Raw genomic sequence first — 9,088 nt, 5'->3', positions numbered from 1 at the left:
AATGCGGGGGTTTTTCTCATTTGACGAGTATTTTAATGCCGATCGCGATCGCTATTACCGTTCCCTACAAATGGGGCTGCCCGTGGACTTTTATGAAGGCCGCCACGACCCAGACCACACGCCCTGGCTGCTTTATTTTGTCGAGACGATGGCGCGGGCAGCGGATGAACTGCAAGCTAAAGCTAAGTCTCTCTACCAGCAAGTGACGGCAGATGCGCCCCCTTGGGAAAGCTTACCGCGACGACAACAGCAAATCCTCACCCGACTCCTGGCGCGAGTTCTCGATGGAGTCGAAAATCCCTTCGCCATCAGCCCAAAAGACATTGAATCTTGGTTTGGAGTTTCAGACAAGACAGCCCGCGAATGGCTGCAAGAGTGGGCTGAAAGTGGTTTTGTCAGCCCCGTATTAGCAGGTTCTGGGGCAAGAATCCGCAGCTATACACTAGCTTCTGAATGGGTCGAGGCGTGCTTCACGCATAAGGGTAGCAGTTTTTGATAATAGCGGAAATAAATAAACGCATTACCGCACAACCCCGGTAATCTTTACGCAATCTCAATTGTTTAGACCTGTATAGGTCAAAAAATAGCGGAAGTAATGTCAGCAGAATAACACTTAATTAGTCCATCAAGACAGGCAAGTGATTGTTCTGTTCTCATACCCAGACCACCCAATTTTCAACCACTCAACTCCCGCCGCACAGGGAGTTCAACAATACTACCCTAATGACTAACTCATGCTAACGGTGACACAATTCCGAGTTTAATAAGAGTGGAGTGCGCGAGGGAAAAAGCGTGAAAACGCGCTTAAAAGAGAATCTGACCACCGCATCCGAGCAGCTGATCAATTTGTGGACTGACGGCAAGTCGGTTCACACGGCTGATTATTACCACCGGGTGGCGCTACAGTTTATGGAATTTGTGGGCAAGCCCCTGCACTTGGTATCGCTGGCTGAGGTACAAGCGTTTGCCCACAATTTGGAGGAACGAGGCATTAAGGCTTCAACCAGGCGCACGGCGATCGCGGCGGTGAAGAGTTTGCTGTCGTTCGGGCATAAAATTGGGGTGTTGCCTGCGAATGTGGGGGCGATCGTCAAACCACCGAAAGCACCGGACTGTCTCCACCAGCGCCTGCTGTCGGAAATGGAGGTGCAGGGGATGTTCTTGCTGGAAACTCATCCAAGAAATCGGGCGCTCCTACGGCTGCTCTACTACGGCGGATTGCGGGTTTCGGAACTGTGCGCTCTTAAGTGGGATGACATTGATGTAAGTGGGTCGGAGGTGCGGGTGACGGTAACGGGGAAGGGCATTAAGACGCGAACGGTACTGGTGCCTCTCTCTGTGGGGGTGGAAGTGCTGGCACTACAGGGAGATGCGTCAACTTCGGAGCCGATGTTTCGCTCGCGCCAGGGCGACCATTTCGGTCATTTGGCGAGAAGTCGCGTTTACCAAATCGTTAAGGCGGCAGCTCAGAGGGCGGGAATTAAGGGAAATATATCGCCTCACTGGTTGCGCCACGCCCACGCTTCTCACGCCATACAGCGGGGTGCGAAGCTGCATTTGGTCTGCGCTACGTTGGGGCATTCCAGCTTGGCGGTGACGGGTCGCTACCTTCACGCCCGACCCGATGAAAGTTCGGGGCTGTACTTGCCCACGTAAGCTGCAATTGGGTTAGAAATAACTTTTTGCCAGCCTTGTAGTTAGGTGGCTGTTGCCACAGGTTCTGAAGCATCTTTCGGTTCTTTTGGCTTCTTCTCAAACACTTGGATATTGGGTTCTGCTAGCACGAAACCGTTAGGTGTAGCTTCTCCCATTTTACCGGCGATCGCCGCTACCCACATCGGGTAATTAGCCTGCGCGTCTTCAAGCTTCTTAAACACTTTCGGCTTGACTTTAATTGTTGCTATCTGACCGTCGCAATCCACTTCAAACTGCTTCCAGTTGTTCTCGACTGTGTTTACATTGTCGGGAAACTCGTTAATCTTAATGGTCAATTCTAACTTACCTGCTGTTGCCATAGCTGCACCGAATAAACTTGATGGAGTTGAAACTGCTTGTGAGCTTAGTTGCTCTTACATTTGTCCAAGTCGGACGATAGTTTTGCCATTTTTATCGAGTTGGCAAGTATTAGTTTCTAGCAGCAGATTTTCTTCGTCGTCATCCCACTTCTCCAGCCAATCTCCCTCTACGTCTTCGACATAAAGTTTGACATGATCTATACCGAACTTAATTCGGTCATCTTGTAGCTTTTGAGCTTTTTCTACTGCTTGAAGCATCTTTGATAATCTATCTTGACCTCTTTTGCTCGCAAATAAACCCCCTGCTAACTTTTATACCTCAAAACTATTTGAATGTGCCTATCCTAGACACCTATCCCAATAAGGATAAGGCAGCTAGAGAACAAACTGGCTCATATCAATTAGTAGGCGATCGCTTGACACAACTTGCATTCGTCCCACTCCCAGCACTAACCCAAAAGCTCTTCAGGAGTCAGCGGCCGCAGGAACGACAGGCGAGATTCCGCAACAAAACCATCCGCGTACTTGATTTTGGCAAACCAAAGGTTCGGCAGAGCTTCAAAGATTGTAAGCACTTGCAGCCGCTCTCCCGTTGCCGTCGAAATGCAATCATCCCCAGCTTTCAGTGCAGGCAAAGACTCCAGCTCGTCCTTAACGTAATGTCGCGCCAAGAGGTTGTCATCACTTTCTTTGACAGTAGCCGCCAAGAGGTTGTCATCACTTTCTTTGACAGTACCCGCCAAGAGATTGACATCACTTTCTTTGACAACATCCACCGAGGAAGTCCTCATCGGCTGCGGAGCCAATTGCTCAGTCCCAAAAAGGTCTAACTGCTGGTAATTTACATCAGAACTAGCAGAAGATGAAAGCGATCGCTTTCCTGTTGCAGCATTTGGCATCACCCAGCCACGAATTTTTTGGTAAGCTTCAGGGTTGCGGCGGGCCAGCACCACCGACGCTGCTCTTAGTTTCTCCGAAGCAAATGCTTGCCGCACTTCATCGAGTTCTTCTGAATTCTGACACCGCTCTAACCGCTCGCTGATAGCTTCAACCGCAAGCGTTGGCGTGTATTCTGCCAACCATGATGGGGGATAGCGCAGCGGTTTCTCAAACCCTGGGAAGTTAACTAGACAAGTCATTGAACCGTCTTCTTGGAAGTTAAAGCCAGCAAGGGTGCCGACAGCAGCCAGGAACTTTGAAGTTTTCTCAATCACCAGCAGTTGTAGTCCCAAGTTCCAGTTGTCGTAGATGTCCAAATCGGTCATATCTACTTCAGTTTGGAAGCTGACGGCCTCACTGACGACCTCTCTGACGGCCTCGCTGACAGCCTGAAAGCTTTGTTGCGATTCGGTTGTGACGGCACTGACGGTTTTTGGGCTACTAACTTTTTCAAGTTTTACACCGCTACTTTCAAGTTTTGCGCCGCTACCTTCAAGGTTGACACTGCTACTTTCAAGATTGACACTACCTTCAAGGCTGACACTACTTTCAGGTTTGGCACTACTTTCAAGTTTGGTGCTACTACCTTCAAGGTTGACATTGCTACCTTCAAACTTGGCACTGCTACTTTCAGGCTTGACACCACTGCCTTCAAATTCTGCTGTTCCATGTTGCACAGTTGAGCCACCGAAGTCAGAGCAAGAATTGTCCTGGTTGCGAGACTCTTCTAAACTTCTCTCACTGGCACCAGCCTTTTCATTAGCACTTGCATTTTGAGAACAAGAATTTTGAGAAAAGTTTTGAGGCAATTTGCCGTCAGAGTCGTCAGAATGCTTGCTGGATGAAGGTTTGGAGCTGTCAGAAAGGCCGTCAGAAGGGCCGTCAGAAAGGCCGTCAGAGGGACTATCAGTCGAACTGTCAGAGGTTTGAGAGGCAGCTAACAAGTCATCAATAGCAGGAATGTGCCTATCACCGTCCCCCCGTAGCCGCAAACCTTTAATGCAGCGGCGGCCTGAAGAGTCCCGCACCTTTTCCACCTTTTCCCATCCCAACCCTTCTCGACATAGTTCGAGCAAATTAGGCGTAAAGTTGTTGCGGCTGACTGGATGTTGACCGGTGCGAGTGCAGTAATAGTGGTACGAGCCGTATAAAGTGGATTTAGTTGGCTCATACTCACAATCCTTCCACTCATCCTTATTGTCCCCAATCCGGGTTGTCGCTGTAGCGTCATGGATAGTTTCTTCGTTCATCCACGAGGCGATACTATCAGCTCGCACTCTATCTTCCCAAGCTGTGGAACTCATGCCCACTCCCACTCCATTTAAGACACGAGTGATGGTTTCGTTGGGAATGGACACCAGGTACAGGGTGAAGGCACTCATTTCCGACTCGAATTCTTTGATGAGATTCCGCACCTCAGAAGCGGGTGGCTTATAGTCAAATTTGAGCATGAGCAGCCGCCGCGCTAGCCAAGATGCGCCTACACCTTTGAAGATGGGGCCGTTGCTGGTGACGATTGCCATGCCTTGAAATTTGAACTGTACTCGACTCTTGTAAAGCATCCGACCTTCTAAGGTATCTTGACCGGTCAGGCGTTTGAAGTTCTGCATTTTGTTGGGAGAACCGTCCTCGTCGGCAAAGATGACTAGGCGTTTAGTCATGAGTTCGGCAACGGCATCTTTCTCGGTTTCAATTTCGGTAAGTCTGGGAGTAGCGGTGTTTTCAGAGCCGATGAGCATTTCCATGACGTTGGCCCAGGTTGATTTGCCGGTGCCGCCTATGCCGATGAGGTGCAGGAATTTTTGCAGGTCGTTGCGGCCTCGCAAGATGGCGGCGGCGTAGCACAGCAGGATATTCATAGCTTTGGGGTCGTTGCGGGTGGCAGATTCTAGCCAAGCTCGAATTTTGCTCCACCCTGCTTGCTGTTGGATGGCGGGAATTTGATAGGGTCGGGGTAAGCACCAGCTTAGCCGGAAGTTGGGGTCGTGGGAGTGCAGGATGCCGGTTGCTAGTTCGTATACGCCGTCGGTAAAGGGTAGGAACTGGTTGATGGGTTTTTCTTTTAAACTCCAGTTGGGTTCGTGCAATATACGCTTCATTTTGCCGACGGTGTTGGCAATGTAGCTGTTGTTGGCACAAATTCCCTCGGCGGTCAGGGTTTTATCGATGATGCTTTCAAGGTGACAAACTGTGATGGGTTTCCAGATGCCGCTGCGTTCTTGCTCGTAAGCCATCCAAGAGCAGTGTTCGCTAGACCATAGCAGTTTGTTGCGGTATTTGTTGGATAGGATTTGACCCATTAAGGCTGGGTTGGGTGGTTTGTGGTTTCCACCCTCGCGAGAATTGCTGCCATTGCGGAAGAAGTCGGCAACTTTTTGCCAGAATTCTTCATGTCCTTGGTACCACTGCCATTGTTGTTGACCGGGTTCTTGTTCGTCTGCATATTCGCCTTCCCAGGTGGGGATGTGGATGATGTGCCGCGCAACTGCGGTGGCGTTTTCGGCTGCGGTTTCAAAGTCTGACCAAGTGTAACCGACATCTAGTGCGTTGCTCACGTCCCACCCCTTAATTGTAGAATCTGTTGGCATTGGTACTTGGGCGATGTAGCCGCGTTCGCCGAGGGCGGTTTTGAGTTTTTTGGCTCCTTCATCGCCGGCGCGGGTGCCGTTGGTTTTGAGTTCGTCTAAGCGGTCGTAGAAGATGAAGATTTTTCCTGGCAGTTTGTGGAGTTGGTCGGGTTTGGGGACGCTACCACAGCCGCAGGTGGCGCAGGCGATCGCCACAGATTCTTGGCGTTGTTGCGCTAGCCAGCCGAGTCGGATGGCATCCCATTCGCCTTCGCAGTACCAGGTTGAGGTGGCATCTGGGTGGTTGTGGGTGAGCCATACGGTGGCGGGGACTCCGAGTTGCACCCACCTGGGTAAGTCGGCGGGGCGTTCTGAGTCAGATAGCCAGGGGGCTACTCGTTTTTTGAGGTAAAATTTGCCTTCTTCTCCAGAGGGGATGGGGATGGCGATGCAGGGCCAGTAGGTGTTGCCTTGTTTGTAGTAGGCTAAGCCGAGTTGGTAGCGTTCGATGATGCCTTGGTGGATGCCCCGGCGGTGCAGCCAGTTGGTGGCTTGTTTGGTGTCGGCTGCCAGTTGTGGGTTGCGATCGCCGGGAGCGGTTAGGCGCTGGTGGTATTCGGCAATTTGGTTTTGGTCAATTCTGTAGTCTTTTTTGGGTTGGGGCGGTTTGGCGGGTTGGGGATGCTGCTGGGGTGGCTGCCAGTTGGGGTCGTATTGGCCGGGTGGGGGTGCGCCGAGTGCTGCACGGATTTCTTCTGGGGTGTGGCTGGCGTGGCATTTGTAAGCGCCGTCTGTGTTGGGGATGAGGGCGAGGTTGGTGTTGCGTTTGCCTTTGGAGCGTTCGCAGCAGGGGCAGTTCGCCCGACCTTGAGAGTTGAATTCTAACCAGTTGCGGATGTCGAATTTTTGTTCGTTAGATTGCACCATTGTTCCGTCCTCCTGTGGTGTGTAAGGTTTGCTGGAGTCGGAGTGGTGCGGTTTGAGGTTATGCTTGCTTGATGCTTGGGGGAATTTTGACCCCCCAAAAGGGTGGTAAGATGGCTCCCTTTGCGCTACTATTGGACTAGCAATAGCTGCTGTAAATTTACAGCTAGCGAAACTTGACACTTGAAAAACAAGTGTTTAGCTGAGAGTGCCAAAATGCTATCTCAGTAAAAATTGCACCAAGAATACCTCCGCAGCGATACGACTTTGAGTAATGGGAGTTTCCGATTCTGCACCATTACTTCATCTAATCGTCTCGACTCCGACTTTTGTATTACTTTTCTATTACTTTTTCGAGAAATTTTTGTTTTGAATCTTAGCCTCACCTCCTGTGGGGTTTTTTTGTTGGTTACTAGAATATTGGTGTTAACGCCATACGATATAGTCCATCCCTATTAGAGGGTTGATTAAGTTGTTCCAACACGTCAACTTCAGTGGGATGAGCATCGCATCAAGGGTTAGCTGGCTTTTTCCAGGTGTTCCTTGTTCGCAAGGGATACGAGTCCTCGTGTTGCACGTTCCACTACCTCAGAGCGCGAGATATTGAGCTGAGAAGCTAATTCATCCAGACGGTGCAAGGTTGATGGGGTTAAAGCCAAACTAATTTTCGCCTTAGACTCCGCATACAAGCCTGGGCGACCACCTTTGTTTTTTACCTTCTCTTCAGACATAACTCGTTATTTGTTATCGACAGATAGATGATCTAATCCTTTCGCAGTTTGGTACGAAACAACTTTTATTGATCATAGTACCTGCAATGTAGTTCTCAGATAAATTTTCGCAGCCTAATTGTTAAATTTTGCGATCGCTCTTCAAATAGGTTGAACCGTACTCAGCACTTCTGGATCTGACAGGGTACTTAGTGAGTGACAGTGGCAACGACCGTAACATAAAGTCTGGTACAAGCAAGGAAACATAGTTGAAGCTCCAGCACAACTTTCTCGTACTCGCCCGACGAATACGTTTAAAAGTCACACATCTGGAGGACAATTGACTTAGCTCAGTGAAGCCTCTACATTGTAAAACTTAACCTTTACAATGTCAAGGATTATGAAAGCAGTTTTATTAAAGGTTCGTACACATCCCTATCAAATGACACCCCAGGAGTTTCTAGCCAAATACCCAGAGTTGAATTACAGTGACTTGGCTGATCTACTAGGTGTAAAGTTAAGCACAGTGCAGGCTTGGATGTCCGAAACCCGCAACCCTACAACCCCTGTGCTATTGCTTTTAGATAGGTTCGACCGCGATTTTGAAGACTGGGCGCGACAGAAAAGAGAACAAGAACAGTCTGTTGCTTACCGGATCTGGGAAACTAAGATCAAAGACGAACCTTGACTAATTTCTTTACAATGTAAAGCTTTTGCTCTTGACTTGCTCCTCTACGGGTTTTATGTTGTGAATTAAAAGCCAGCGACGCGACGACCAATCACAACCGCTGGCTCAACTCCCATTCACACAGGAGCTAATTCACTATGACGCAAAATCAGGCGGTCGCACAATTCGCGATCGCTCTGCCTCAACCCAATCTCCCGCAGCAACTGGGACAGGCTAACCAATTCACCGCCATCCCAGAAAACGATCGCGCCCTCAAGCTTGTTGAACTCAAAGCGATCGCGCGCGATCGCCCTATCAGCTAAATTTTTTACCCCATTTGTGAGCTAATTCAAACCGAAAAAATAACACTTTCAATTAGCTCACAAATTAGCTCACGAAAGTGATGAAAAGACACCGCAAGCCAATTACAGTCAGGGCTTTCGACACTAGCACAGGAACGCGCTCGTGGTGGGAAAGAACAGAACTCAAACTTCTTCTCGGCGGTCGCAAGCCTATGTCAGAAGCGACATTTAAGCGAAGGCTGTCCCTCTTAGAAGAATGCCCGGAGTTCAATCGCAAACTGCACGAGCGAAAGTTCTCAGACTTCCACAAATGGTGCTTAGTCACCCTCGAAAAATGGCTGATTGAAGCCGACTACCGCATTGACCCAGTACACAGGCGTTTAATTGAACAAGGATTGCCAACCCATGAATATTTCCAGAACAGAACTCAAAAGTGAACTCGGACTCGCCAAAGTTGCCGACATCACCAATGTCCGAAAAGCATTAGGTCAACCCAATTGGCAAAACTCACAAGTTGACGAAATTGATGCTACTGAAATTCGCCATTATTACTCGCTAGTAAGGGATGAAAAAATACCCCCTGACGACGCACTTTTGCAGATAGCAGTAGAGCGCAACGGTCGCTCTGAATACTGCAATGAAATCAATGCTGAATCTCTCAGTAACCCCCACGATGCCAAGCGAGACGAAACTGAAGACAAAGGTGCAGCCATGCAAGCACTTATTGAAGCCACACAGCAAGGCAACATTGGCCTCGCCGAAACAGGCTCACAAATGGCCAAAACCAACGTGCAAGCCTTAAAAGTAGGTTACGTCACCACTTTAGTCACCGAATTATCCGACTTTGGCAACAACCTTCGCAGCAACTTAAACAGTTTATCCGAGGCAGCAGCAGCCACCCCTTTAGACTTGAGGGAAGCCAAACTTCCCACCCCAAAGTTAGCAGTACCCGTAACTTCGAGTG

At 49.4% G+C, this 9,088-nt stretch carries 10 protein-coding genes; 6 read left to right on the top strand and 4 right to left on the bottom strand.

The window, feature by feature from the left end:
• Together PY364_RS23365 and PY364_RS23360 are read left to right on the top strand one after the other, a co-directional pair.
• Window positions 1–496, top strand: a 496-nt coding sequence (locus PY364_RS23365; RefSeq protein WP_275526786.1) for a hypothetical protein, incomplete at its 5' end; no start/stop codon positions are given.
• A gap of 350 nt (window positions 497–846) precedes the next feature.
• Window positions 847–1,656, top strand: a complete 810-nt coding sequence (locus PY364_RS23360; RefSeq protein WP_275526784.1) for a tyrosine-type recombinase/integrase — start codon at window positions 847–849, stop codon at window positions 1,654–1,656.
• 41 nt (window positions 1,657–1,697) lie between these two features.
• Here PY364_RS23360 and PY364_RS23355 read toward each other — a convergent pair whose 3' ends face one another.
• The 4 genes from PY364_RS23355 to PY364_RS23340 all read right to left on the bottom strand — a co-directional run bounded on the left by PY364_RS23355 (window position 1,698) and on the right by PY364_RS23340 (window position 7,176).
• A complete protein-coding gene (locus PY364_RS23355) occupies window positions 1,698–2,015 on the bottom strand; it encodes a fertility inhibition FinO-like protein (RefSeq protein ID WP_275526782.1) in 318 nt (105 codons plus the stop codon).
• Window positions 2,016–2,069: 54 nt separating this feature from the next.
• The gene (locus PY364_RS23350) at window positions 2,070–2,273 is read right to left on the bottom strand and encodes a hypothetical protein (protein WP_275526780.1); all 204 of its coding nucleotides are present in this window, start codon (window positions 2,271–2,273) and stop codon (window positions 2,070–2,072) included.
• Window positions 2,274–2,464: 191 nt separating this feature from the next.
• Window positions 2,465–6,448, bottom strand: coding sequence for a DUF5906 domain-containing protein (locus PY364_RS23345; RefSeq protein WP_275526778.1), 3,984 nt, complete (start codon window positions 6,446–6,448; stop codon window positions 2,465–2,467).
• Window positions 6,449–6,963: 515 nt separating this feature from the next.
• Window positions 6,964–7,176 carry a ribbon-helix-helix protein, CopG family gene (locus PY364_RS23340; protein WP_275526776.1) on the bottom strand — a complete coding sequence of 71 codons (213 nt, stop codon included), beginning with the start codon at window positions 7,174–7,176 and terminating at the stop codon, window positions 6,964–6,966.
• Window positions 7,177–7,555: 379 nt separating this feature from the next.
• On the opposite strand from PY364_RS23340, the gene PY364_RS23335 reads away from it, so the two are divergent.
• The 4 genes from PY364_RS23335 to PY364_RS23320 form a co-directional block, all read left to right on the top strand.
• Window positions 7,556–7,843 (top strand): helix-turn-helix transcriptional regulator, encoded by a 288-nt coding sequence (locus PY364_RS23335; RefSeq protein WP_275526774.1) that lies wholly within the window; start codon window positions 7,556–7,558, stop codon window positions 7,841–7,843.
• Between the two features lie 137 nt (window positions 7,844–7,980).
• On the top strand, window positions 7,981–8,145 hold the full coding sequence (locus PY364_RS23330; protein ID WP_275526772.1) for a hypothetical protein: 165 nt from the start codon (window positions 7,981–7,983) through the stop codon (window positions 8,143–8,145).
• Window positions 8,146–8,225: 80 nt separating this feature from the next.
• Window positions 8,226–8,561, top strand: a complete 336-nt coding sequence (locus tag PY364_RS23325; protein WP_275526770.1) for a hypothetical protein — start codon at window positions 8,226–8,228, stop codon at window positions 8,559–8,561.
• The coding region (locus PY364_RS23320; RefSeq protein ID WP_275526768.1) for a hypothetical protein at window positions 8,530–9,088 on the top strand (559 nt) is incomplete at its 3' end. The genes PY364_RS23325 and PY364_RS23320, both read left to right, overlap by 32 nt.

The sequence above is a fragment of the Kamptonema sp. UHCC 0994 genome (genome assembly GCF_029167235.1).
Taxonomy (GTDB): domain Bacteria; phylum Cyanobacteriota; class Cyanobacteriia; order Cyanobacteriales; family Microcoleaceae; genus Kamptonema.
This window is presented reverse-complemented; position numbering and strand designations above follow the sequence as displayed.